23 protein-coding genes are annotated in these 23,766 nt (G+C 63.5%); 9 read left to right on the forward strand and 14 right to left on the reverse strand.

Annotated elements, in window-relative coordinates; translation table 11 throughout:
- Positions 1-140: 140 nt before the first annotated feature.
- Together RP6297_RS10230 and galU are read left to right on the forward strand one after the other, a co-directional pair.
- The gene (locus RP6297_RS10230) at positions 141-3,017 is read left to right on the forward strand and encodes a valine--tRNA ligase (protein ID WP_037028382.1); all 2,877 of its coding nucleotides are present in this window, start codon (positions 141-143) and stop codon (positions 3,015-3,017) included.
- A 40-nt stretch (positions 3,018-3,057) separates the two neighbouring features.
- Positions 3,058-3,930, forward strand: a complete 873-nt coding sequence (galU, locus tag RP6297_RS10235) for a UTP--glucose-1-phosphate uridylyltransferase GalU (protein WP_037028380.1) — start codon at positions 3,058-3,060, stop codon at positions 3,928-3,930.
- Positions 3,931-4,062: 132 nt separating this feature from the next.
- On the opposite strand, the gene RP6297_RS10240 is transcribed toward galU, so the two are convergent.
- The 3 genes from RP6297_RS10240 to RP6297_RS10250 form a co-directional block, all read right to left on the reverse strand.
- The gene (locus tag RP6297_RS10240) at positions 4,063-5,058 is read right to left on the reverse strand and encodes a hypothetical protein (protein ID WP_037028378.1); all 996 of its coding nucleotides are present in this window, start codon (positions 5,056-5,058) and stop codon (positions 4,063-4,065) included.
- Between the two features lie 471 nt (positions 5,059-5,529).
- The gene (infA, locus tag RP6297_RS10245) at positions 5,530-5,748 is read right to left on the reverse strand and encodes a translation initiation factor IF-1 (RefSeq protein WP_004631109.1); all 219 of its coding nucleotides are present in this window, start codon (positions 5,746-5,748) and stop codon (positions 5,530-5,532) included.
- A 347-nt stretch (positions 5,749-6,095) separates the two neighbouring features.
- The gene (locus RP6297_RS10250; protein WP_004631110.1) at positions 6,096-6,389 is read right to left on the reverse strand and encodes a hypothetical protein; all 294 of its coding nucleotides are present in this window, start codon (positions 6,387-6,389) and stop codon (positions 6,096-6,098) included.
- Between the two features lie 305 nt (positions 6,390-6,694).
- Here RP6297_RS10250 and RP6297_RS10255 point away from each other — a divergent pair, with 305 nt between their 5' ends.
- The gene (locus tag RP6297_RS10255; RefSeq protein ID WP_037028375.1) at positions 6,695-7,801 is read left to right on the forward strand and encodes an endo alpha-1,4 polygalactosaminidase; all 1,107 of its coding nucleotides are present in this window, start codon (positions 6,695-6,697) and stop codon (positions 7,799-7,801) included.
- Here the strand turns inward: RP6297_RS10255 and pobA are convergent.
- Positions 7,779-9,005 carry a 4-hydroxybenzoate 3-monooxygenase gene (pobA, locus tag RP6297_RS10260; RefSeq protein WP_037028373.1) on the reverse strand — a complete coding sequence of 409 codons (1,227 nt, stop codon included), beginning with the start codon at positions 9,003-9,005 and terminating at the stop codon, positions 7,779-7,781. The two genes, RP6297_RS10255 and pobA, sit on opposite strands and share 23 nt — an antisense overlap.
- A gap of 120 nt (positions 9,006-9,125) precedes the next feature.
- Here pobA and RP6297_RS10265 point away from each other — a divergent pair, with 120 nt between their 5' ends.
- Together RP6297_RS10265 and RP6297_RS10270 are read left to right on the forward strand one after the other, a co-directional pair.
- On the forward strand, positions 9,126-10,103 hold the full coding sequence (locus RP6297_RS10265; protein WP_037028371.1) for a LysR family transcriptional regulator: 978 nt from the start codon (positions 9,126-9,128) through the stop codon (positions 10,101-10,103).
- A gap of 137 nt (positions 10,104-10,240) precedes the next feature.
- Positions 10,241-11,407 carry an ABC transporter substrate-binding protein gene (locus RP6297_RS10270; RefSeq protein ID WP_037028367.1) on the forward strand — a complete coding sequence of 389 codons (1,167 nt, stop codon included), beginning with the start codon at positions 10,241-10,243 and terminating at the stop codon, positions 11,405-11,407.
- Between the two features lie 3 nt (positions 11,408-11,410).
- Here RP6297_RS10270 and RP6297_RS10275 read toward each other — a convergent pair whose 3' ends face one another.
- From RP6297_RS10275 to RP6297_RS10320, 10 genes are all read right to left on the reverse strand, one after another.
- Positions 11,411-12,112 (reverse strand): ABC transporter ATP-binding protein, encoded by a 702-nt coding sequence (locus tag RP6297_RS10275; RefSeq protein ID WP_012762453.1) that lies wholly within the window; start codon positions 12,110-12,112, stop codon positions 11,411-11,413.
- Positions 12,105-12,878, reverse strand: coding sequence for an ABC transporter ATP-binding protein (locus RP6297_RS10280; protein WP_037028365.1), 774 nt, complete (start codon positions 12,876-12,878; stop codon positions 12,105-12,107). Before RP6297_RS10280 ends, RP6297_RS10275 begins: the two co-directional genes overlap by 8 nt.
- The gene (locus tag RP6297_RS10285; RefSeq protein WP_037028362.1) at positions 12,875-13,909 is read right to left on the reverse strand and encodes a branched-chain amino acid ABC transporter permease; all 1,035 of its coding nucleotides are present in this window, start codon (positions 13,907-13,909) and stop codon (positions 12,875-12,877) included. Before RP6297_RS10285 ends, RP6297_RS10280 begins: the two co-directional genes overlap by 4 nt.
- Positions 13,906-14,775: a branched-chain amino acid ABC transporter permease gene (locus tag RP6297_RS10290; protein ID WP_037028359.1), complete on the reverse strand. Its 870-nt coding sequence runs from the start codon at positions 14,773-14,775 to the stop codon at positions 13,906-13,908. The genes RP6297_RS10285 and RP6297_RS10290 overlap by 4 nt, the downstream gene beginning before the upstream one ends.
- Positions 14,776-14,857: 82 nt before the next feature.
- Positions 14,858-15,256, reverse strand: coding sequence for a 4-carboxymuconolactone decarboxylase (gene pcaC, locus RP6297_RS10295; protein ID WP_037028357.1), 399 nt, complete (start codon positions 15,254-15,256; stop codon positions 14,858-14,860).
- A complete protein-coding gene (gene pcaD / locus RP6297_RS10300) occupies positions 15,249-16,061 on the reverse strand; it encodes a 3-oxoadipate enol-lactonase (protein WP_037028355.1) in 813 nt (270 codons plus the stop codon). The genes pcaC and pcaD overlap by 8 nt, the downstream gene beginning before the upstream one ends.
- A 22-nt stretch (positions 16,062-16,083) precedes the next feature.
- Entirely contained in the window at positions 16,084-17,445 is a 1,362-nt protein-coding gene (locus tag RP6297_RS10305) for a 3-carboxy-cis,cis-muconate cycloisomerase (protein ID WP_037028352.1), read from the reverse strand.
- Between the two features lie 7 nt (positions 17,446-17,452).
- Entirely contained in the window at positions 17,453-18,655 is a 1,203-nt protein-coding gene (gene pcaF / locus RP6297_RS10310) for a 3-oxoadipyl-CoA thiolase (protein ID WP_037028349.1), read from the reverse strand.
- A 22-nt stretch (positions 18,656-18,677) separates the two neighbouring features.
- Entirely contained in the window at positions 18,678-19,340 is a 663-nt protein-coding gene (locus RP6297_RS10315; protein WP_037028346.1) for a CoA transferase subunit B, read from the reverse strand.
- Positions 19,337-20,026 carry a 3-oxoacid CoA-transferase subunit A gene (locus RP6297_RS10320; protein ID WP_037028818.1) on the reverse strand — a complete coding sequence of 230 codons (690 nt, stop codon included), beginning with the start codon at positions 20,024-20,026 and terminating at the stop codon, positions 19,337-19,339. The genes RP6297_RS10315 and RP6297_RS10320 overlap by 4 nt, the downstream gene beginning before the upstream one ends.
- A 324-nt stretch (positions 20,027-20,350) precedes the next feature.
- Here RP6297_RS10320 and RP6297_RS10325 point away from each other — a divergent pair, with 324 nt between their 5' ends.
- The 4 genes from RP6297_RS10325 (at position 20,351) to RP6297_RS10340 (ending at position 23,766) form a co-directional block, all read left to right on the forward strand.
- Complete coding sequence (locus tag RP6297_RS10325) at positions 20,351-21,142, forward strand: IclR family transcriptional regulator (RefSeq protein WP_004631139.1); 792 nt, start codon at positions 20,351-20,353, stop codon at positions 21,140-21,142.
- Positions 21,143-21,231: 89 nt separating this feature from the next.
- On the forward strand, positions 21,232-21,810 hold the full coding sequence (locus RP6297_RS10330) for a hypothetical protein (RefSeq protein WP_037028344.1): 579 nt from the start codon (positions 21,232-21,234) through the stop codon (positions 21,808-21,810).
- A 354-nt stretch (positions 21,811-22,164) separates the two neighbouring features.
- The gene (locus tag RP6297_RS10335) at positions 22,165-23,010 is read left to right on the forward strand and encodes an ABC transporter substrate-binding protein (protein ID WP_012762462.1); all 846 of its coding nucleotides are present in this window, start codon (positions 22,165-22,167) and stop codon (positions 23,008-23,010) included.
- A 60-nt stretch (positions 23,011-23,070) separates the two neighbouring features.
- A complete protein-coding gene (locus RP6297_RS10340; RefSeq protein ID WP_037028342.1) occupies positions 23,071-23,766 on the forward strand; it encodes an amino acid ABC transporter permease in 696 nt (231 codons plus the stop codon).

Raw genomic sequence — 23,766 nt, forward strand, 5'->3', positions numbered from 1 at the left:
TCGGCAGAATCCTGAAATTATACCGGCCGCATTCGCCGCTTCGCCCGTGCCGGACATCGACACGCCGTATAATTCCAAGCTTTCGCCCGCCGTTTTCCTGGGCCAAACGTCTTTTTACGCCGCTTGCGCACCCTGTCAGCATGACCGATCAAAACCAAGCCCTCGCCAAGAGTTTCGAACCCACCACCATTGAGCAAAAGTGGAGCGCAGCGTGGGAAGCGATGGGCGTCTCCCGTGCGACGCTCGAAGCCGGCAAGCCGGATTTCTGTATCCAGCTACCGCCGCCGAACGTGACGGGCACGCTGCACATGGGCCACGCGTTCAACCAGACCATCATGGACGGCCTGACGCGCCACGCGCGCATGTCGGGCGCCAACACGCTGTGGGTACCAGGCACGGACCACGCCGGCATCGCCACACAGATCGTCGTCGAGCGCCAGTTGGATGCGCAGGGCGTGTCGCGCCACGACATGGGCCGCGAGAAGTTCGTCGAAAAGGTGTGGGAATGGAAGGAGCAATCGGGCTCGACCATCACCCGTCAGGTGCGCCGCATGGGCGCCTCGATCGACTGGGAGCGCGAATACTTCACGATGGACCCGAAGATGTCGCGCGCGGTCAGCGACGTGTTCGTGCGTCTCTATGAGCAGGGCCTGATCTACCGCGGCAAGCGCCTGGTCAACTGGGATCCGATGCTCGGCACCGCCGTATCCGACCTGGAGGTGGTGAGCGAGGAGGAAGAAGGCTCGCTTTGGCACATCCGCTATCCGCTGGCCGAACCGGACGCCGTGCATGGCCTGACGCACCTGACGGTCGCCACCACGCGCCCCGAGACGATGCTCGGCGACACGGCCGTGATGGTGCACCCGGAGGACGAGCGTTACGCTCACCTCATCGGCAAGTTCGTCCACCTGCCGCTGACCGATCGCAAGATCCCCGTGATTGCCGACGAATACGTCGACCGCGAATTCGGCACCGGCGTGGTCAAGGTCACCCCGGGCCACGACTTCAACGACTACGCAGTGGGCCAGCGCCACAAGCTGCCGCAGCTGTCGATCCTGACGCTCGACGCGAAGATCGTTGCCGACGCGCCGGCCGCCTATGCTGGCCTGGATCGCTTCGACGCGCGCAAGAAGATCGTCGAGGACCTCGAAGCGCAAGGCCTGCTGGCCGAAGTCAAGAAACACACGCTGATGGTGCCGCGCGGCGACCGTACCGGCGTGGTCATCGAGCCGATGCTGACGGATCAGTGGTTCGTCGCCATGAGCAAGCCCGCACCGGAAGGCACGCGTTTCCCGGGCCGCTCCATCGCTGAAGTGGCGCTGGACGCCGTGCAGAGCGGCAAGATCAAGCTCGTTCCCGAGCAGTGGGTCAACACGTACAACCAGTGGCTGAACAACATCCAGGACTGGTGCATCTCGCGCCAACTGTGGTGGGGCCACCAGATTCCGGCGTGGTACGACGAAGCCGGCAACGTGTACGTGGGGCGCACGGAAGAAGAAGCGAAAGCGCAAGCAGCAGCCAAGGGCTATACCGGCGCGCTCACGCGTGACGACGACGTGCTCGACACCTGGTTCTCTTCGGCGCTGGTGCCGTTCTCATCGCTGGGCTGGCCGGCCGACACCCCGGAACTGAAGCATTTCCTGCCGTCTACCGTGCTGGTCACGGGCTACGACATCATCTTCTTCTGGGTGGCGCGCATGGTCATGATGACCCTGCACTTCACCGGCGAAGTGCCCTTCCACACCGTCTACGTGCACGGCCTTGTGCGCGATTCGGAAGGCAAGAAGATGAGCAAGTCCGAGGGCAACACGCTCGACCCGGTGGACCTGATCGACGGTATCGCGCTGGAGCCGCTGCTGGCCAAGCGCACGACCGGCCTGCGCCGCCCCAAGGATGCCCCCAAGGTCGAAAAACGCACGCGCAAGGAATTCCCAGACGGCATTCCCGCATTCGGTGCCGACGCGCTGCGCTTTACGTTCGCCTCGCTCGCCACGCTTGGCCGCAGCATCAACTTTGACCCGAGCCGCTGCGAAGGCTATCGCAATTTCTGCAACAAGCTCTGGAACGCCACGCGCTTCGTGCTGATGAACACCGAAGGCCAGGATTGCGGCATGCAGGAATGCGTCGGCGATTGCGGCCCCGAAGGCTACCTGCACTTTTCGCAGGCGGACCGCTGGATCGTCTCGCTGCTGCAGCGCGTGGAAACCGAAGTGGAAAAAGGCTTTGCCGATTACCGCTTCGACAACATCGCCAACGCCATCTACAAGTTCGTCTGGGACGAATACTGCGACTGGTATCTGGAACTGGCCAAGGTGCAGATCCAGACCGGCACACCGGCACAGCAGCGCGCCACACGCCGCACGCTGCTGCGCGTGCTGGAAACCGTGCTGCGCCTGGCGCATCCGATCATTCCTTTCATTACCGAAGAACTCTGGCAGAAAGTTGCTCCAATGGCGGGCCGCGCCAAGGGCGACGGCACCGAAAGCCTCGCGCTGCAGGAATACCCGCGCGCCGCGCTGTCCAAGATCGACGAGCAGGCCGAGCAGTGGGTGCAGCAATTGAAGGCGCTGGTGGACGCCTGCCGCAACCTGCGCGGGGAGATGAACATTTCCCCCGCGCAGCGCGTGCCGCTGTACGCCAATGGCGAAGCCGACTTCCTGCAAGTGGCAGCGCCGTACGTGCAAGCGCTGGGCAAGCTGTCTGAGGTCAAGGTCTACACGGACGCCGCCGCCATGGAACAGGACGGCGCCGGCGCACCGGTCGCCATCGTCGGCGAGAACAAATTGCTGCTGAAGATCGAGATCGACGTGGCCGCCGAGCATGCGCGCCTGTCGAAAGAAATCGACCGCCTGCGCGGCGAGATCACCAAGTGCGAAGCCAAGCTCGGCAACGAATCGTTCGTCGCCCGCGCACCGGCCGCCGTGGTGGAACAGGAACAGAAGCGCGTGACCGACTTCAAAGCCACGCTGGCCAAGCTCGAAGCCCAGATTGCACGGCTGCCGGTGCAGGCGGCCTGAGCGTCCCGCACAATCGATAATCGATACCAAGGAAACCACGATGCAACGCGTCACCAAAGCCGTTTTCCCCGTCGCGGGGCTCGGAACCCGCTTTCTGCCGGCCACCAAGGCCAGCCCGAAAGAAATGCTGCCGGTGGTAGACAAGCCGCTGATCCAGTACGCCGTGGAAGAAGCCATGGCTGCCGGCATCACCGAGATGATCTTCGTGACCGGCCGCAGCAAGCGCGCCATTGAAGATCACTTCGACAAGGCCTACGAGCTGGAAGCCGAACTCGAAGCGAAGCAGAAGACCGCGCTGCTGGAGGTCGTGCGTTCGATCAAGCCGTCGCATGTGGATTGCTTCTACGTGCGCCAGCCGGAAGCGCTGGGGCTCGGCCACGCCGTGCAATGCGCCGAAAAGCTCGTCGGCGATGCGCCCTTCGCCGTCATCCTGGCTGACGACCTGCTGGACGGCGACCCGCCCGTCATGAAGCAAATGGTCGACCTGTACGAGCACTACAACTGCTCGGTGATCGGCGTGGAAGAAATCGACCCCGTGCAGAGCCGTTCGTACGGCGTGGTCGATGGCCGCCCGTGGGAAGAGGACGGCAGCGTCATCAAGATGTCAGGCATTGTCGAGAAGCCGGCGCCCGAAAATGCGCCGTCCAACCTCGGCGTGGTGGGCCGCTACATCCTCACGCCGCGCATTTTTGACCACATCCGCAACCTCAAGCCCGGTGCGGGCGGGGAGTTGCAGCTGACGGATGCCATCCAATCGCTGCTGTCTGCCGAACAAGTCTTGGCCTACCGCTACAAGGGCGTGCGCTACGACTGCGGCAGCAAGCTGGGCTACCTGAAAGCCACGGTGGAACTGGCGCTCAAGCACAAGGAAGTCGCCGACGAATTCCGCGCCTATCTGGCTGCACGCGGCTGAGTCCAACGCGCGCGTCACCATAGAAAAAACCCGCGCAGCGTAAGCTGGCGCGGGTTTTTTGTTGCCGGATCGTGTCCCGTCCGTCCGGCGCGGAATTCCACCCCTTTTGCGAGGAGAGGCTGCAGCCCCTTCTTATCGCGGTGCTGCCAACGGCTTGACGGTGTTGCTCAGCAGGCTCCAGTACGAGCTGGTGCTGTACGGGAGCATCTGTTCAGCGTAGTTCCACCAGAAGTAGCCACCGATAAAGCGCGGGTCGGCCGCCATCGTGGTGGTGCCCATCGGGTAGTACGACTTGATCAGGCTCTGCTGTACCGATGCCGGAGCCGATGTGCTGGACGTGCCGATTTCGCCGAAGCCCACCTTTGCCACCGGGAAGATGCTTTCGAGCAACTTGAAATCGTTTGCCCACGTCGGATGCAAACCGGGACAGTCCTGGTACGGGTAGTAGCTGAACAGCGCGTAGTCAGCACCCTGACGTACACGTGCGGGCAAATACGTCTGTGCCCAGGTACGCCACGAGTCCATCGGCAGCTCATAGCAGTTGGTGCCCTTGCCGTCGTCGTTGTAGTACATCGTGACCGCGGTCAGGCCGCCTGCAGCTTTCACGATGTCATGCGCCGCCGCGACCATGTTGCCGATGTCCTGCTCTTCGCTTGCGGCCACCGAATTCGGGCCGGTCGGGTCCGCGCGCAGCCACTCCCCATTGATCTCGTTAGCGATCTCCCACACGTCCACCACGTTCTTCAGCGTGCCCACCAACTCGTTGGTACGGTCGGTGTACGTCTGCAGATCGCTCGGGAAGTAGTACGAGTCCATGATCTCGCCCATCACATAGGCGACAGCATGAAGTTTGACGAGCGCCGGATAGTACTGCGCAGCCGACATACCCGGGTCAAAGACCACGCGCACGGTCGGCTTGTACGGCAGGTGCGTGAGCGAGGCCACGATCGCGTTGATGTTACTGACGTCGTCAACCGTGACGCCGTAGATCGGTGCCTTCGGACGTGTAGCCTGCGCCGAGGCGGTTTGTGTTCCCAGGCCTGTCAGCGTCACCGCCGCCGTCAGACCTACCAAAGCGCGCAGGCTCATGCGCGCCGCTCTCTGTGCTGCTTTCTTGGTTTCCAACATTGTGATTTTCTATTCCCTCGGACGCAAAACCTTACGCCCAGTACGTCGATGGACAAGCGCCGTCCTACCTGTGCGGTATCCCGATGTGGTGTGACTTCCTTGACACACTGAACACCGAACGGGTGCGAGCGTCAGATGACGCCCCGGTCGGCGAATGGATGCGCGATTAGAGGTCCTGCTGAGTCGATAGATCGATCAACGGCCGTGCGCTTATTGATGGACTGGTACAGCTGGCGCGGGCACACCCGAGGGCTGCTCGCGGCTTGAAAAATATAACAAGCCCTGCACTTCAGTTGGCTGCCAACTGTGTTCCCCCCGTCGGCAGCCAAGCGGGATGATACCGGATGTTGTCTGGAGATCAACGAAATTTAACGCTGCTTACGCAACAATAATAAAAAAACCGCGGGTCGGGCAGACACGCGGTTTCTTCGAAACGCCCACGGGGTGGACGTCTTGGCGGCACAGCCGTTCTTACTTGTGCCGGTAGTTGATGCGACCCTTCGTGAGGTCGTACGGCGACATTTCCAGCTTCACGCGGTCGCCCGCGAGAATGCGGATGCGGTGCTTCTGCATCTTGCCCGATGCGTAAGCCCAGATTTCCACGCCGTTTTCCAACTGCACGCGAAAACGATTGTCGGGTAGTGCTTCAGACACCACCCCTTCAAATTCAATCAGTTCTTCCTTGGCCAAACTTGTTCCTTTGTATGCAGCACGCGGCTGCGCCGATGGTTGCAATGATGTGATGACCCACCCGAACCACGCCGCACGCCTGGACCGGCATGCAGCGGTACGCCGCGATCATCTGCCCGGACAGCGGGCTTGGGGGGTACCGAGTTGCACGAAACATAAATTGCGCATGCCTATGGCGGGCGTCGCTTCGTGCAAGCGAGAGCGAGGATGGGTGGCGGTCGCAGATGCGCGCCGCCCGACTCGGCGCGGGGTATTCCCCGGTGCTGGACTCAGCTACCACCGGCCATGACGGGCCCGACGGAGAGCCGGATTCGCCCAGTATTCTACCACGGGCGCGTTCCGCGGTTTCAGGCCCCGTCAGCAGGAAGCGACAGTTCAGGAACGTCGCCATCGATGATGCTCTCAGCGAAGCGCAGCGCAGCAATGCGCGCAGCGCCCACATTGCTGAATTGCCGATCCCCCGATAGGCGGAAGACCTGGGTCTGCCCGGGTTCGGGCGACTCCCCTGCCCGACAGATCATCACGGCTGCGTTGTAGCTACGGTCCTCCCTGGCCTCGGGCCAGCGTGCCGTGCGTTCATGTTGGAAAGCCAACGGATAAATGTCGAAGCCTTTGTATTGGCCCGCCGGCGAAGTGTCCATCTGAAATGCCCCCTTCTTGAACGTCGAGTGCTGTCTGACTATACACCCGTGCGTTTTGCATGGCGATGAAAGCGACTGCAACGTTTGACTTCGGGCACGGCACAACATGCGCATGCCGATCACCCAAAGCAAAGCCTTCGGAGCGATCACGAACGCTGGTCTAAAGAAGTTTCATAACGTCGCCATTTCACGGCAATGTCGGCGTAATCCGATTGTGCTAGCTTGAATTGGTGCTTGCCGTGGCATCCAAACGGATGCACTCAGTCTGATCAAGACACTCCTCACCCACCCCTCTCAAGATGACAATGCGCCTGATCTCTCCGATTGCCCTGGTGTGTGCCGGGCTGATGCTGTCTGCCTGCGGTGGCGACGGTGGTTCGTCGTTGAGCCCGCAAGCCGGGGGAGTTCCCAATGCAGCGAATGCCGGGTCAAAAGCCATGGCTGCAGCCACCGCAGACACCACACCGGCTTGCGGAGCCAACGGCACCTCGCCACTGGCAGGCGTGCAGACGTGGATGTATCAACTGCAGGGCATGACCACCAGCGCGCAGATCGATGCACTCGACGCGCAGCCATACGACATGATGGTGATCGAAGCCAACAACACCGTCAAAGGTTTGGAGGACTTCAACACCGTCGACATGGTGGCGCGCCTGCGCACCAAGCCTGACGGCTCGGCGCGCAAGGTGCTCGCCTACATCGACATTGGCGAAGCCGAAGACTTCCGCACCTATTGGACATCAAGCTGGAAGGCGCCCACAGCGAACGGACCAGGCACACCAGACTTCATCATCAAGGCCGACCCCGATGGCTGGGCCGGCGACTACCCCGTCGCGTTCTGGGACCCGCGCTGGCAAGCGCTCTGGCTTGGGCCGAACGGCGCCGTCGCACAACTGGCGCGCGAGGGGTTCGATGGCGTCTATCTGGATTGGGTCGAGGCGTACGCCGAGCCTTCTGTGGCGGCCGCAGCCCAGGTGGCAGGCATCGATCCGGCCCAGGCCATGGTCGATTTCATCGCCAAGATCCGAGCGGCGGGTCGCGCCATCAACCCGCAGTTTGCAGTGATCCAGCAGAACGCATCCTCGTTGTTTGACGACGGTGGTGGATCAACGCTGCTGGCAACGATCGATGGCATCTCGCAGGAAGACACATGGTTTGGCGGCAGCTCGGGCGCCGCGTGGGGCAGCGCCTCCGGCGGCGACAGGGCAGCGAGTGCCGATGACACGCAATGGACCATCGACCAGTTGCAGAAATACTGCGCCGGCAACGTGCCTGTCTTTACGATCGACTATGCGTTGCAGACCGCCAACGCGCAGAAGGTCTACACGGCGTCGCGCGGGCAAGGCTTCCGCCCGCTGGTCTCGCGCATTGCGCTGTCCAAGCCGACGACTACGCCGCCCTGGAATTACTGACCACGCTCAACGACGCACCGGCCGGCGCATCGGCAAACGGCAGGCCGACGTAGTTTTCGGCCAGCACGCGCGCGCCGGCCGCTGTGCTGGTTACGTAGTCCAGCTCGGCGCGCTGCAGCTTCTGCATGAACGGCGTGTGGTCGTCAAAGCGATGCAGCATCGACGTCATCCACCAAGAGAAGTGCTCCGCGCGCCAGACGCGTTGCAGGCAGCGCTCGGCGTAGCCTGCAAGCTGGGTGGTGTCGTTCTGCTTGTAGCGTGCCGTGAGCGCCTGTGCCAGGACGCGCACATCGGCAACGGCGAGGTTCATGCCCTTCGCGCCGGTAGGCGGCACGATGTGCGCAGCATCGCCTGCCAGGAACAGACGCCCGTACTGCATCGTCTCGCAGACGAAGCTGCGCATCGGCGTGACGCTCTTCTGCAGAATCGGACCTTCCTTCAGGCGCCAGCCGTCGTTGTTTTCCAGGCGCGTGTGCAGCTCGTCCCAGATGCGCGCATCCGACCATTCAGCTAGGTTCTCGTCCGGCTTGCATTGCAGGTAAAGCCGCGTGATCTTGGGTGAGCGCATGCTGAAGAGCGCAAAGCCGCGATCATGGTTTGCGTAGATCAGCTCTTCCGCCGCCGGTTCGGCTTCCGCCAGGATGCCAAGCCACGCAAACGGATAGACGCGTTCGAACACCGCTTGCCGCTGCGCGGGAATCGCCTGCCTGCAGATGCCGTGAAAGCCATCGCATCCGGCGATGTAATCGCATTGCAATGTCTGCTGCACGCCGTCGTGGACGAACTGCACCGAAGGCGTGGCCGACTCAATATCGTGCACCGACACCTCGCTCACATCGAACAACAGCGGCGCGGCTTGCTCCACACGTGCGGCAATCAGATCCTTCACCACCTCGTGCTGCCCATAGACCGTGATCGAGCGACCGCACGACATCGCCGTCAGGTCGATGCGATGGCGCTTGCCACCAAACAGCAGGTCGATACCGTGGTGCACAAGCCCCTCGCGCCTCATGCGCTCGCCCACGCCCGCTTCGTTGAGCACGTCGACCGTGCCTTGCTCCAACACGCCGGCGCGGATGCGCTCCTCAACGTACGCGCGGCTCTTGGTTTCGAGGATGACGGCGTCGATGCCGTTGCGGTGCAGAAGCTGTCCGAGCAAAAGGCCTGCCGGACCTGCGCCAATGATGGCGACCTGGGTGCGCATGATGGTTGTCTCCGGATGGATTTGGAATCGTTGTGGCAACCATTGTTTACGCGCATCTTGATATCGCACAATGCAATATTGGCGATAAACTTTATCGCTAATTCAGATAGTTTGATTGCCATGTCCACCGTGCCCAACTTCGATCTGAACTTGTTGCCGATTCTGCTCGCGCTGCACGACGCGCGCAGCGTGAGCATGGCCGCGCAACAGCTCGGCATGAGCCAGCCGGGCGTGAGCACGGCGCTGGGCAAGCTGCGCGCGGCATTCGACGACCCGCTGTTCGTGCGCACCTCGCGCGGCATGGAGCCGACGCCACGGGCGCTGGCGCTCATTCCCGCGGCGCGCGACGTGCTGGCCCGTGTGCAGGAAGGCATACTCGAGACCGGGGCGTTCGATCCGGCCACAACCACCCACACGTTCTCGATCTCGTTGTCGGACGTGGGTGAGATGGTGTTCTTGCCGCGCATTGTCGAGGCGATGGCTCGGCACGCGCCGCGGGCGTCGGTGCAGTCCGTGTCGCTGCCGCCCGCGCAGATCGAGCGCGCGCTGGAGACCGGTTCGCTCGACCTGGCTGTTGGTTACTTCCCCGACCTGAAGAAGAACAACTTTTTCCAGCAGCGGTTGTTTACGCATTACTTCACGTGCATCGTGCGGGCCGACCATCCCGTCACGTGCGGCGGCAACACGAAGCTATCGATGGCGCAGTTTCTGGAATATGGCCACGCCGTGGTGCGCGCAGAAGGCCGCAGCCAGGAACTGTATGAACGCTTTCTGGAGCGCAAACGCATCCGACGGACACCTGCTCTGCTCACACCGCATTTCATGAGCATCCCGTTCATCCTGGCGCGCACGGACTTGATTGCGACGGTGCCGCACGCGGTGGGCCTGTCGTTCATGCAATCGCACGCCAACATCTGCGTGATGGAGCCGCCGCTGGAGCTGCCGAGCTTCGATCTCAAGCAGCACTGGCATCGCAAGTTTCACAATGACGCGCGCAGTCAGTGGCTCCGGACCCTCGTGTCGTCGCTGTTCAACGATGAGGCGGATGAATGGCGCGAACCCGGCCATCGACCCGCCAAACGCAAGAACACGAAGTAACCGACCCGGCTTAAGTGTTCACAATCCAAACACTCGATTGCAATGCGAACACAGAGCCTTTAGGATCGTCGGCACGCGCAGGCGACGCCACTGTGTTTTTTCGGCTCACGCTTGCCGATCAACCTTTGGAGACCTTCATGAGACGTCGTGTGCTGCTGACTGTCGTTGCCGGTACGCTGATGACCGGCCTGCCCGCCTTTGCGGACGAGCCGATCAAGATTGGCCTGATCGCCCCCTTCTCCGGCCCCTTTGCCGACTATGGCAAGCAGATGGAAGACGGCATCAAGGCGTATCAGAGGCTGCACGGCACGACCGCCGGTGGGCGGCAGGTGCAGATCATCGTGAAGGACACGACTGGCCCCGTGCCGGACGTCGCCAAGCGCCTTGCGCAGGAGCTGGTGGTACGCGACAAGGTGGATTTCCTTGCGGGCTTTGGCCTCACGCCGGAAGCACTGGCGGTGGCGCCCATCGCGCAGGAAGCCAAAAAACCGATGGTGATCTTCAATGCCGCATCGTCGTCAATCACCACCAAGTCGGACTATGTGACGCGTGTGTCGATGACGCTGCCGCAGATCTCCACGCCGATTGCCTCGTGGGCCCTGAAGAACGGCATCAAGCAGGTGGCCACTGTGGTTGCCGATTACGCGCCCGGCATCGATGCGGAGAACGCATTTAAACAAACGTTCACCGCCGGCGGGGGCCAGGTCGTGGAAGCCGTGCGCGTGCCACTGCGCAATCCTGAATTCGCGCCGTTCATCCAACGCGTGAAAGATGCCAAGCCGCAAGCCGTGTTCGTCTTCCTGCCGGCCGGCGAGCAAGGCGTGGCATTCATGAAGGGTTTCCGCGAGCGCGGATTGGCGCAGGCCGGCATCAAGGTCATCGCAACGGGCGACCTGACCGACGACCACGTGCTCCCGGCCATGGGCGACGCGACGCTGGGTGTCATCACGTCGTTCCATTACTCCGCCGCGCACGACTCGCCGCAGAACAAGACCTTCCTGAAAGCCTTTGCGGAGGCCAATCCGGGCGCGGGCCGCCCGAACTTCATGGCAGTGGCCGCGTATGACGGCATCGGCGCGATCTACAACGTGATCAACAAGCTCGGCGGCAAGATCGACGGGGAGAAGGCCATGGCCGCCTTCAAGGGCATGAAGATCGACAGCCCGCGCGGGCCGATCACCATCGACCCGGCCACGCGTGATGTGGTGCAAACGGTCTACATCCGCAAGGTGGAAAAGGTCGGCAACGAGCTGTACAACGTCGAGTTCGACAAGTTTGCCGACGTGAAGGATCCCGGCAAGTAAGCACTACGCAACAGCCACGAGCCGTTGCAGTAACGGCGCATCGGCCAGCAGATCGGCGCTGGCTGATGCGTGCACGACGCGGCCTCGATCGAGCACCAGCGCACGCTGCGTGAGCTGCAGCGCCAGACGCGCATGCTGCTCCACCAGGATCACCGCCATACCCCCCTCCTCAACGAGCGCGCGGATAGCGCGGCCAAGCTCCTGCACGATGATCGGTGCGAGGCCTTCCATCGGTTCATCCAACAGCAGCAGTGCGGGATTCGTCATCAGCGCGCGAGCGATGGCGACCATCTGCTGCTCGCCGCCTGAGAGCTGATTGCCGAGATTGCGGCGCCGCTCTTGAAGGCGCGGAAACGTCTTGTAGACGCGCGCCACATCCCAGGCCCCGGGTCGCGCCACGGCTGACAGATGCTCTTCCACCGTCAGCGACGGAAACATCCACCGCTCCTGCGGCACCCAGCCGAGCCCTGCGCGGGCACGCCGGTGTGGCGGCACCTTGGCGATATCCACGCCCAGCCAGCGGATACGCCCGCAGTGCAGGCGCGTGAAGCCCATCAGCGTGGCGAGCAGCGTGGTCTTGCCGACACCATTGCGGCCCAGCAGCGCAAGGCTGCCGCCTGCTTCGAGGGCGAACGACACATCGTCCAGCACGACAGCATTGCCGTAGCCGGCGGTCACATTTTCGAGCGACAACAGTTCACGCATGCTCAACCTCCCCGAGGTAGACCTCGCGCACACGCGGGTCGGCCGCGATCTCCTGCGGCGTGCCTTCAGTCAGCACGCGGCCGGCCAGCAGCACGGTGATCCGCTCGGCAAAGCGGAAGACAAGGTTCATGTCGTGCTCGATGAAGAGGATCGTGATGTCGCGCGGCAGGCTGGCGATGACCTCGAACAGTTCGGTGCTTTGTCCGCTTGGGATACCGGCGGCAGGCTCGTCGAGAAGCAGGATGCGTGGGTGCGTCGCGAGCGCCAGGGCGATCTCCACCAGGCGCTGTTTGCCGTAAGGCAACGCATGCGTGGGCGCCAGCGCGTCGGCACCGAGTTGCAAGCGGCACAGCAATGCCATCGCTTCGTCGCGGGCGTCCTTATGCGATGCAACGGTGCGATGCCAATGCCACGACGCGCCCGTGCGCTCGAAGATGGCGAGCATCACCGAGTCCAGCACCGTCAATCCCGGAAACAACGTGTTGATCTGGAAAGTGCGCGTGATGCCGCGCTTGACGCGCTGGTGTGCGGGCAGGCGGGTGATGTCTTCATCATCCAGCAGCACTTGGCCCGCAGTGGGTGCGAGCGTGCCGGTGAGCAGATTGATGAAGGTTGTCTTGCCCGCGCCGTTCGGCCCGATCAGCGCGTGGCGCGCGCCGGGCGCAAAAGACAGCGAGATATCGGAATTGGCGTGAAAGCCGCCCCAGCGCCTGGACAGGCCACGCGTGCTCAATGTGGGCGGAGGATGGATCGTGGGGGCAGTCATGAAGCACCTCCCTTGCGAGCGCGCCGCGCGCTGACCGCAGACACCGCAGTTTCCAGCCCACCGAGAATGCCGCCCCGCGCAAACAACACGCTCACCATCAGCAGCAGGCCGATCCAGAACTGCCAGTAGACGGGATTGATGCCGGCCAACACGTCCTGCGCAATCATGAACACCGCTGCGCCAATCAACGCGCCGTACAACCGGCCTGCACCGCCCAGCACGAGCATGATCAGCAACTCTGCCGAGCGCGAGAAGCCCAGCGAATCCAGACCGACAAATTGCGTGGTCTGCGCGAGCAGCCCGCCTGCGACACCGGCAATCGCTGCGCTGACGGTGAACGCGGCCACCAGCCGCATGCGAACATTCGCGCCGATGGCTGGCATGCGCTTCGGCCCCTGCTGAATGCCGCGCAGCGACAACCCGAACGGCGAGCGCACCAGGCGACGCAACCCTCCAAACACCAGAAACAGCACGACCAAGCTATACAAGTAAGCCGTGCGCCCCTCCAGATCGAACTCAAATGTGCCGAGCAGCTTGTGCATCGTCACACCGGAAAGGCCGTCAACACCGCCCGTGAGAAACGCCATCTTGTTGGCCGCTTCATACAGCATCAGGCCGATGCCGAGCGTGACCATGAGTCGTGTCAGATCCTGCCCGCGCACGACGAGAAAGCTCACACAGAAGCCGGCCAGCGCAGCGACGACAGCGCCCGCGGCCAGACCGGTGAGCGGTTCACCCCAGCCATGTGCCGCGAGCAGTCCGGCGGTATAGGCGCCAAGCCCGAAGAAGCCTGCATGTCCGAGCGACACGATGCCCGCATAGCCGAGCACCAGGTCGAGCGACAACGCAAACAGCCCGACGATCAACACCTGGCTGCCGAAGACGAGGTAATCCGGAAGAAGAAAGAACACCGCGATCGGCACGCACCAGAACGCGATCTCAAACGGCGACCAACGCGCTTGCGGCAACCCATGCGCCGCAGAGCCCTCAACAGGCCGTGCAGACCGCCTCAATTGCTGCAGCCCACTCATGCGCGCCTCCCCAGCAAACCGCCCGGGAAGAGCACGAGCAGCACGACCATCAACCCGTAGATGACGAACGCGCCCACGTCCGGCACGTAGTACTTGCCCGCCACGTCGAACACGCCTAGCACGAGCGCGGCCAGCAATGTGCCCTTGATGGAACCCGCACCGCCGACGGCCACCACCAGCAGGAAATACACCATGTATTTGATCGGGAAGGCTGGATCGAGCCCGAGCACGTCGATGCCCAATCCGCCGCCCAGCCCTGCCAACCCCGAGCCCAGCGCGAACGTGACGGAAAACACCAGGCTCACGTTGATGCCCAGGCCTGCAGACGCCTGCTGGTTGTCCACGGACGCCCTCACCTGTGCGCCGAAGCGCGTGCGCTCGATCAGCCACGCGAGCAGCGCCGTCAGCGCAATCACGACGCCAATCAGGAAGACGCGATAGCGCCCGACTTCCAATCCGCTATCGAAAACCCGCCATTGCCCGCGCAGCATCTCCGGTAGTTCGACAGGCTGCTGCGACGGCCCCCACACGTAAGTCGCACCCGCCATCGCCATGAAAACGAGCGCGATGGAGAACAGCACCTGATCGAGCGGGCTCGCGCGATAGAGCCGCCGGTACAGCGTGCATTCGAGCACAAAGCCGATGATTGCGGTGACCACGAAAGCGATGGGCAGCGTCGCCAGAAACGGCACGCCGAGGCGGTTCATCAGCACCACGCACACATAGCCGCCCGCCATGGCGAACGCCCCGTGCGCAAGGTTGATGAAGTTCATCAGGCCCATCGTGACCGACAGCCCGATACTGATCAGGAACAGCAGGCTGCCGTAGGCCAGCCCGTCGAACAACACACCCAATGCGCTGAGCATGGGTCTCCTCCTTGGGCTTTTTTCCAGCTCGGCGGCCGGTTTGCCCGGTGTGTTGCGTGGCGTCTCCCCGGAGACGGCGGTATTACTTTTTCGCAGCGCCCTCCGCATCCATCTCGGCAAACACCGTCTGTGCGAGGTGGAAGGCATGGTTGGCAGCCGGCACGCCGCAGTAGATTGCGGTCTGCAGCAGCGTTTCCTGAATCTCGTCGCGCGTAACGCCGTTGTTGGCGGCAGCGCGCAGGTGCAGGCGCAACTCGCCGTCGCGGCCGAGGGCGACCATCATGGCGATCGTCAGCAGGCTGCGCGTGTGGCGCGGCAAGCCGGGGCGTGTCCAGATTTCACCCCAGGCGTAGCGCGTGATGAGGTCCTGAAACGGAGCCGTCAGCTCGGTCTGCGCGGCGTTGGCCCGGTCGACGTGGGCATCGCCCAGCACGGCGCGGCGCACTTCCATGCCCGCGGCGTAGCGTTCGCGATCATCCATGGGCAACCTCGCGCGCAACGCCGGTCGTCAAGAAGCTGACCAGCGCTTCGGTGTAGCCGTCGGCTTGCTCCCAGTTGGCGAGGTGGCCGGCTGAAAGCTCGATGTACTGGGCGCCGGGCACGCCGTCGGCAATGAGCTTGGTCTGTGCAGCCGGCGTGGAAATATCGTGCGTGCCGCCAATCACCAGCATCGGCACGCGGATGTTCGGCAATTGCGCGCGCAAATCTGCATCGCGAATGGCTGCGCAGTTGCCGTTGTAGCCGGCATCCGGCGTGGACAGCAACATTGCCTTGACGATGTCGACGCGGCTAGCGTTGGCATCCCGGTAGCCCTGCGTGAACCAGCGCTCGAGCACCGTTTCAGTAATGCTCGCCATGCCGCCCTGCTCGACCTGTGCGATGCGCGTATTCCAGCTTTGCTGCGTGCCGATGAGCGCGGCGGTATTCGTCACGACCATGCGCGGGAAGCGCTCGCCGTGATGTGCGGCCAGCCACAGGCCGGTCAACCCGCCCATCGACAGACCGCAGAACAGCGCAAGCTCAATGTTGTAGTGGTCGAGCAACGCGAGCACATCACCGCCGAGTTGAGCAACGCCAAACGGCGCGTCCGGCACGCTCGATTGGCCGTGACCACGCTGGTCATAGCGCAGCAGACGGAAATGCTGGCGCAACGCTTCGAGCTGCGGCTCCCACATGCCCAGGTTGGTGCCGAGGGAGTTCGACAGCACCAGCACCGGCTTACCCGTGGCGGGGCCGTCATCGAATTCGTGATACAGGCGGACGTTATCGTGTTCAAGCCAGGGCATGGTGTCTCCGTGGAATACGTGTTCAGGGGTGGCGGTGGGCGTGTTCTGCGAGCACGCGGTCAACAGCGGCGCCCGCATCGCCAAGGTAATGGGTGGGGTCGAGCAGCGCGCTCAGCCGCTGGGATGCGTCGGCCCCCCAGATGCGTAGGACGTCGGCATCCTCGGCCAGTACGTCATGCAGCGTCTTGTGCTCGTGTACCGCTTTGCGGCTGGCCGCTTCGACCACATGGTGCGCTTGCAGGCGACCAAGATCAGCACCGAGCGCCAGCATCACGGCTTCACCGAGGATCAGGCCGTGCGTGAGGTCGAGATTCGCGCGCATGCGAGCGGCGTCGACCTGCAAGCCCTCAACGATGTCGCACATCCGATCGAGCGCGCCCGCTGCGAGGCAGGCCATCTCACGCATCGTCGCCCACTGCGCCTGCCAACCGCCGAGCGCACGTTCGTGCTCCTGCGGCAGCGCAGCCAGCAGCGTGCTCGCCAAGCCAGGCATGCGCGTGGCCACAGCCAGCACGGTCGCGCAGCCAACCGGATTGCGCTTATGCGGCATGGTGGAGGAACCGCCCTTGCCCGCAGCGGACGGCTCGGCAACTTCGCCAACCTCGGTCTGCATCATCAGTGAGAGATCGCGGGCGAAGTGACCCAGCGTGCCGGTCAGCAACGCGAGCGTCGTGCCGATGTCAGCGATTCGATCCTGCTCGCCGTGCCAAGAGAGCGTCGGCAGCGGCAGATTGAGCTCGTGCGCCAGCGTTTGAGCGACAGCACGTGCATGTTCACCCAAGCTGGCGAGCGTGCCCGCTGCCCCGCCAAACTGCAATGCGGGCACATGCGCGCGCAACGCGGTAAAGCGATCCTGCGCGCGATGCACCGCTTCCAGCCAGCCCGCAACCTTGCGCCCGAACGTTGTCGGCAGCGCCTGCTGCAGCCACGTGCGCGCCACTATCGGCGTATTGCGATGACGTTGCGCCAGCGCAGCAAGCGCGTCCGCCAGTCTCAGCAGATCCGCTTCGATCAGGTCCGCCGATTGCCGCCACTGCAGCATCAGACCGGTATCGATGATGTCCTGGCTGGTGGCGCCCCAATGCACGTAGCGCGCGGCGTTTTCATCATGCTGCGCGACAGCGGCAGTCAGTTGCTTGACCAGCGGGATCGCCAGGTTGCCTGCGCTGGCCGCGGCATTGCCGAGCGCTTCCAAGTCCAACGTCGCCTTGGCGCACACTGCGCGAATCGGCGCAACGGCTTCGGCCGGAATCACGCCAAGCGCGCCTTCGGCCTGGGCGAGCGCAGCCTCCACATCGAGCATCGCGCGCACGGTGGCTGCATCGGACCACACCGCCAACATGGCTGGCGTGGAGAAAGCGCGATCGAGCAGTCCGCTGGTCATGGCCGTATCAAACGCGTTCGATCACCAGCGCGATGCCCTGCCCCACACCGATGCACATCGTGCACAGCGCATAGCGTCCGCCCGTGCGTTGCAGCTGATACATCGCCGTCGTCACCAGGCGCGCACCGCTCATGCCGAGCGGGTGGCCGAGTGCGATGGCGCCGCCGTTCGGGTTGACGCGCGGGTCGTCACCACGCAGGCCCAGTTGACGCGTCACCGCTAGACCCTGCGCGGCAAATGCCTCGTTCAGCTCGATCACATCCATCTGATCGATGCTCAAGCCGAGCTGCTTGAGCAGCTTCTGCGACGCCGGTGCCGGGCCAATGCCCATCACGCGCGGCTGCACGCCGGCGGTGGCCATGCCGACAATGCGCGCACGCGGGGTCAGGCCAAAGCGCTTGGCGGACGCTTCATTGGCGAGGAGCAGCGCGCACGCGCCATCGTTCACGCCCGACGCATTGCCGGCCGTCACCGTGCCGTCCGGACGTACCACGCCCTTGAGCTTGGCGAGCGCTTCCATGGTCGTTGCGCGCGGATGCTCGTCACGGCTGACAACGATGGCATCGCCCTTCTTCTGCGGGATCGTCACCGGCGTAATTTCCTGCGCGAGCGTGCCGTCTTCCTGCGCACGTGCGGCGCTCGCCTGGCTGCGCAGCGCGAAGCGGTCTTGATCTTCGCGGTTGATGTTGTAGTCGGTGGCGACGTTCTCGGCAGTCTCCGGCATCGAGTCGACGCCGTACTGCGCCTTCATCAGCGGGTTGATGAAGCGCCAGCCGATGGTCGTGTCGTAGATGGCAGCATCGCGCGAGAAGGCGCTGGCCGCCTTGCCCATCACGAACGGCGCGCGGCTCATGCTCTCGACGCCGCCCGCGATCATCAGCGCGGTCTCACCCGAGCGGATGGCGCGCGCAGCGGTGCCGGTGGCGTCCATGCCCGAGCCGCACAGGCGGTTGATGGTCGAACCTGGAACGCTGTCCGGCAACCCGGCCAGCAGCGACGACATGCGCGCCACGTTGCGATTGTCTTCGCCCGCCTGGTTGGCGCAGCCGAAAATCACGTCGTCGATGGCCGACCAGTCGACCCGCGGGTTGCGCGCCATCAGCGCCTTGAGCGGCACCGCGCCCAGGTCATCGGCGCGCACGGCGGACAGGCTGCCGCCATATCGGCCGATGGGAGTCCGGATGGCGTCGCAGATAAAGGCTTCGGTCATGATGGTTCTGTCTCCAATGGTTCTAGGCACGACGCAACGGCGCCGCCGTCATCGTCTGCAGCGTATCGAAATCGAGGCCGTCGGCCATCTCGCGCACCACCAGCCCCTCGGGCGTGATGTCGATCACGGCAAGATCGGTGTAGATGGTATCGACACAGCCGATGCCCGTCAGCGGGTATGTGCACGACGGCACGATCTTGCTTTCGCCCTGCTTGGTCTGGTGCTCCATCATGACCAAGACGCGCTTGGCACCAATAGCCAGGTCCATCGCGCCGCCCACGGCGGGGATGGCATCCGGTGCTCCGGTGTGCCAGTTGGCCAGGTCACCCGTGGCCGACACCTGGAAGGCGCCGAGCACGCAATAGTCGAGATGGCCGCCCCGCATCATGGCAAACGAATCGGCGTGATGGAAGAACGATGCGCCAGGCTTGACCGTGACCGGCTGCTTGCCGGCGTTGATGAGGTCTTCGTCTTCTTGCCCGGGCGCGGGCGCGGGGCCCATGCCGAGCAGGCCATTCTCGGTATGCAGGATGATTTCGCGATCGGCCGGCAACTGGTTCGCCACGAGCGTCGGCAGGCCGATGCCCAGGTTGACGACCGAGCCGTCGGGGATATCGCTCGCTACGCGCGCAGCAATCTGATCGCGCGCCCAGCGCTGGATTTTCGTGGTGGTTTCGGCGGTCATGCGGCCTCCTTGGCGGGTTGGGCGGCGGCGAGCTGGACGACGCGCTTCACAAAAATGCCCGGCGTGACGATGTGCTCTGGGTCCAGCTCGCCCAGCTCCACCGTCTCGCTGACTTGCGCGATGGTGCACTTGGCCGCCATCGCCATCACCGGCCCGAAGTTGCGCGCGGTCTTGCGATAGACGAGGTTGCCCCAGCGATCAGCGCGCAGGGCCTTGATGAGAGCGTAGTCGGCAGTCAGCGGCAGCTCGAACACGTAGGGCTTGCCGTCGATGATGCGCGTTTCCTTGCCTTCGGCCAATTGCGTACCGTAGGCGGTCGGGCAGAAAAAACCGCCAATGCCGGCACCTGCGGCGCGGATGCGCTCGGCCAGGTTGCCTTGCGGCACCAGTTCCAGTTCGATCTCGCCGGCACGGTAGAGCGCATCGAACACATACGAATTGGCCTGGCGCGGGAACGAGCAGACGATCTTGCGTACGCGGCGCGCCTTGAGCAGTGCGGCCAGGCCCGTCTCGCCATTGCCGGCGTTGTTATTGATGATGGTCAGCTCACGCGCGCCATGCGCGATCAGCCCGTCGATGAGTTCCGAGGGCATGCCGGCGGTACCGAACCCGCCGATCATGATGGTGGCACCGTCCGGGATATCGGCCAGGGCGGCCTCCACAGACGGACAAAGCTTGTTGATCACGTGCATTCTCCGGCAAGGGCGCCGCACATTCTCGATGGCTGGCGCGGGTCGGAGCATCGCGAGGGGCCGGACATGGCCGAGCCGCCACCGAGCGGCCTGCGAGTCTCCTGTTGAGGATTGGATCGACACAGGCCTTTGCTGTCCGGCCCACGTTTGCTTTCGCTCATTTGTTCGCTGTACGAACCAACGTTCGATCCAAGAACTAATCTACGCCTCCCGTCCAGAGCGTGTCAAGGCGTACGCATCCCGATCAACTGTTCGAGTGGCGAAATCGAGGCAATGTCAGTAGTCTTGAGGCCACTGCACCGCTTTTGCCTTCTTTGCATGTCTGCTGCCGAACTGCCCACCGAAAAACCCAGCGATTCCTACGTCCAGTCCTTTGCACGAGGGCTGTCGGTCATCCGCGCGTTCAATGCCGAGCGCCGGGAGCAAACGCTTTCTGAAGTGGCCGAGGCGACGGGCCTGACCCGCGCCGGCGCCCGCCGCATCCTTCTCACGCTGGTCAGCCTGGGCTATGTCACCTTTGAAGGCCGCCTCTTCCGCCTCACGCCCAAGATCCTCGACCTCGGGTTCGCCTACCTCACCTCGATGCCGTTCTGGAACCTCGCCGAGCCGGTGATGGAAGAGCTCGTCCAGACGGTGCACGAAAGTTGCTCTGCCTCGGTACTGGATGGGACGGAAATCGTCTACGTCCTGCGTGTGCCCACGCAGAAGATCATCGCGCTGAACCTGTCGGTCGGCAGCCGTCTGCCGGCGTTCTGCACGTCGATGGGCCGCGTGCTGCTGTCGGGTCTGCCCGAGGATCGGCTGGACATTGCGCTGCGCGAGTCGGACCGCCGCGCACGCACGCAGCGCACCATTACAGACGTCGACGCATTGAAAGAAGTCATTGCCGGCGTGCGCCAACAGGGTTGGGCGCTGGTCGACCAGGAGCTTGAGGAAGGGCTGATTTCGCTGTCGGCACCGATCCGCAATCGGGCGGGCGACATCATCGCTGCCATGAACATCAGCGGCCAGGCCAACCGAACTTCCGGCAAACAGATGACGAAGCAGTTTCTCGGTCCGCTGCAGCAGGCTGCCGAGCGCATTTCGGCCATGGTGCGCGTACGGACCTGAGCTGAGTTAAAAGAGCCAGCGTCAGTGCGCTGCGCGCCTCGCATCCCGACGGTTTTTTCAATAAAATTGTGGCTCCGTGGGCAAAGAGGATGTCTGTGACTCAACACACCGCCATTCACACCGGTCTGGATGTGAAAGGCCGCCATCGCCGGGCGCGTGCTTCGTGCGTCCTGGCGCTTGCCCTGCCGTTGCTGTCCAGCCTTGCATGGGCCCAATCGACGCCGTTGGCGACAGCCATGCAGGAACTGACGCCACTGGCCCGCATGCTGGTGGGCGCCGCGACGGGTCGCAGCACGGCCGCTGCCGGCGTACCGGCCCTCACGGGCCCTGCCCGCAATGCAGACCGCGCCCTCGCCCAGGCCTGCGCCGAGATCAACCGCTTCACCCCCGTCCCGCTCGACCGAGAGACCGCGCTGGCGCAATGCTCGCTGGCGCAGAAGAAGAACCTCGTCTTCGTCATCACGCTGACCAACTACGCGGCGCACTCGGCCGCATCGCAGGGCTTTCGGCTGAATTTCGTTCCGATCCTGCAGAAGAACATCTGCAACAACGGCGACGTGCGCATCCTCACGCGGCTGGGCTTGAGCCTGGTCTACCGCTATCGGGGCAACGACCACGAAACGGTGGGCGACGTGCCCATCAACGAATCGATTTGCGGCACGCTTTAAGCGCCCGCTTTGCCCCGGGAATCCCCCGATGGAGCGCAGTCGGCCGCCATGTCATTAATGGCAGACAAAGTCTCATTTCACGAAACATCCGCCGAGCTCCTGCCTTGCTGCGCCAGCCTGACCGGGCTGCGGGCGCGCAACCCGGCCCCCCCACATCCCGCCTGTGCACCGCACCCCGCCCTGCTTGCCACCTGCCATCTGTGCCGCTGCGGCATGGACTATAGTTGGGCGTTTCACCTGGCGTCATATGGTTATCCGAAGTCCGCGCATGCAAAAGACGCATACGCCGGTATGCTCGCGGGCGGTTCTGATTCGCACACTGTCCACCACCCAAGTCGTCAAAGAGGAAATCCGATGAAAACAAACCGACGTCTGACACAATTTGCCGGTGCCGCCATCCTGGCCGCGGCAACCCTGGCCGCCACCACCGCGCACGCTGATCAAGTTTCCGACATCAAGAAGAAGGGCGAGCTTGTCTGCGGCGTGCTCGGCACCGACGAGCCGTTCAGCTTCCTGAAGGACCCGATGAGCCGCGAGATCGTCGGCTATGACGTCGACATGTGCGACGCCATCGCCAAGAGCCTGGGCGTCAAGCCCGTGCTCAAGCAACTGGCCGTGGCCGCCCGCCTGCCCGAACTGCAGCAAGGCCGCGTGGATCTGCTGGCAGCCTCCCTCACGCACAACAAGGAGCGCGAGGCACAGATCGACTTCTCGGTGTCGACCTTCATCACCGGCCAGAAGGCCATGGTGAAGAAGAGCAGCGGCATCACGTCGCTCGCCCAGCTTGATGGCAAGAAGCTCCTGACGGTCAAGGGTTCGACCATGGAAGCCAACATTGCCAAGACCATCAAGAACGCCGACGTTGTCTCGTTCGACAACAGCCCGCAGGCACTGCTGGCCCTGCAGCAAGGCAAGGGCGTCGCGTACGTGAACGACGAAACCACCCTGATCGGCAACATGGCCAAGATGGGCCCGGCAGCCAAGGATTACGCGCTGCTGCCGCAAAACCTGTCGACCGAACACCTGGCGCTGGGCATCCGCAAGGGCGAGCCGGCCTTCAAGAAGCAGGTTGATGACGTGCTGCTCGGCATGGAAAAGAGCGGCGAGGCGCAAAAGCTGTTCGACAAGTGGTTTGGCCCGAACACCAAGATGGCCTTCCCGCAGCGCACCTTCAAGATTTCTACCGACAAGATCGATTAATCGCTACAGGTCGGGCCGCCCGGACCGGGTATCTAAACTGCGTCCGGGCGGTGAATTCCCATGCCCCAATTTGATTTGTCGATGCTGCTCTCGGGGCAGTATCACCAGTGGCTCGTCAGCGGTTTCTTCCTGTCGATCAAGCTCTCCGTACTGGCCTTCGTGCTGGCGCTGCCGCTTGCCATCGTCGTGGCGCTGCTGCGCCTGGCGCCGGCTGCACCACTGCGCGGCATCGGCCAGACCTATGTCGAAGCCATCCGCAACGTGCCGCTGCTTGCCCACATGCTGTTCTGGTATTTCGGCGCGCCGCAGATCCTGCCGGAGTTCATCCGGGACTGGCTCTACAGCATGAACTACGAGGCCGCGAGCGCCGTCATTGCGCTCGTGCTCTACACGGCTGCATATATGGCGGAGGACATCCGCAGCGGCATCCGCTCGATTCCGAAGGAACAGCTTGAAGCCAGCCGCGCGCTCGGGCTCTCGTTCCTGCAGGCCATGCGGCTGGTGGTGCTGCCGCAATCGCTGCGCGTGACCGTCCCGCCGCTGGTCAGCCAAACGTTGAACCTGTGGAAGAACTCCAGCATCGCCATGGTCATCGGCGTGGCCGAATTGATGTACCAGGCGCAGCAGGTCGAGTCCGCCACCTTTCGCGGCTTTGAGGCGTTTGCGTTTGCCACCGCGGCCTATCTGACCATCTCGATTGCGATCACGGTGTTCTCCGCCTGGTATCAGCATCGCTACCCCGTCCGAACGCTGTAG

This window comes from Ralstonia pickettii (assembly GCF_016466415.2).
In the GTDB taxonomy this organism is placed as follows: domain Bacteria; phylum Pseudomonadota; class Gammaproteobacteria; order Burkholderiales; family Burkholderiaceae; genus Ralstonia; species Ralstonia pickettii.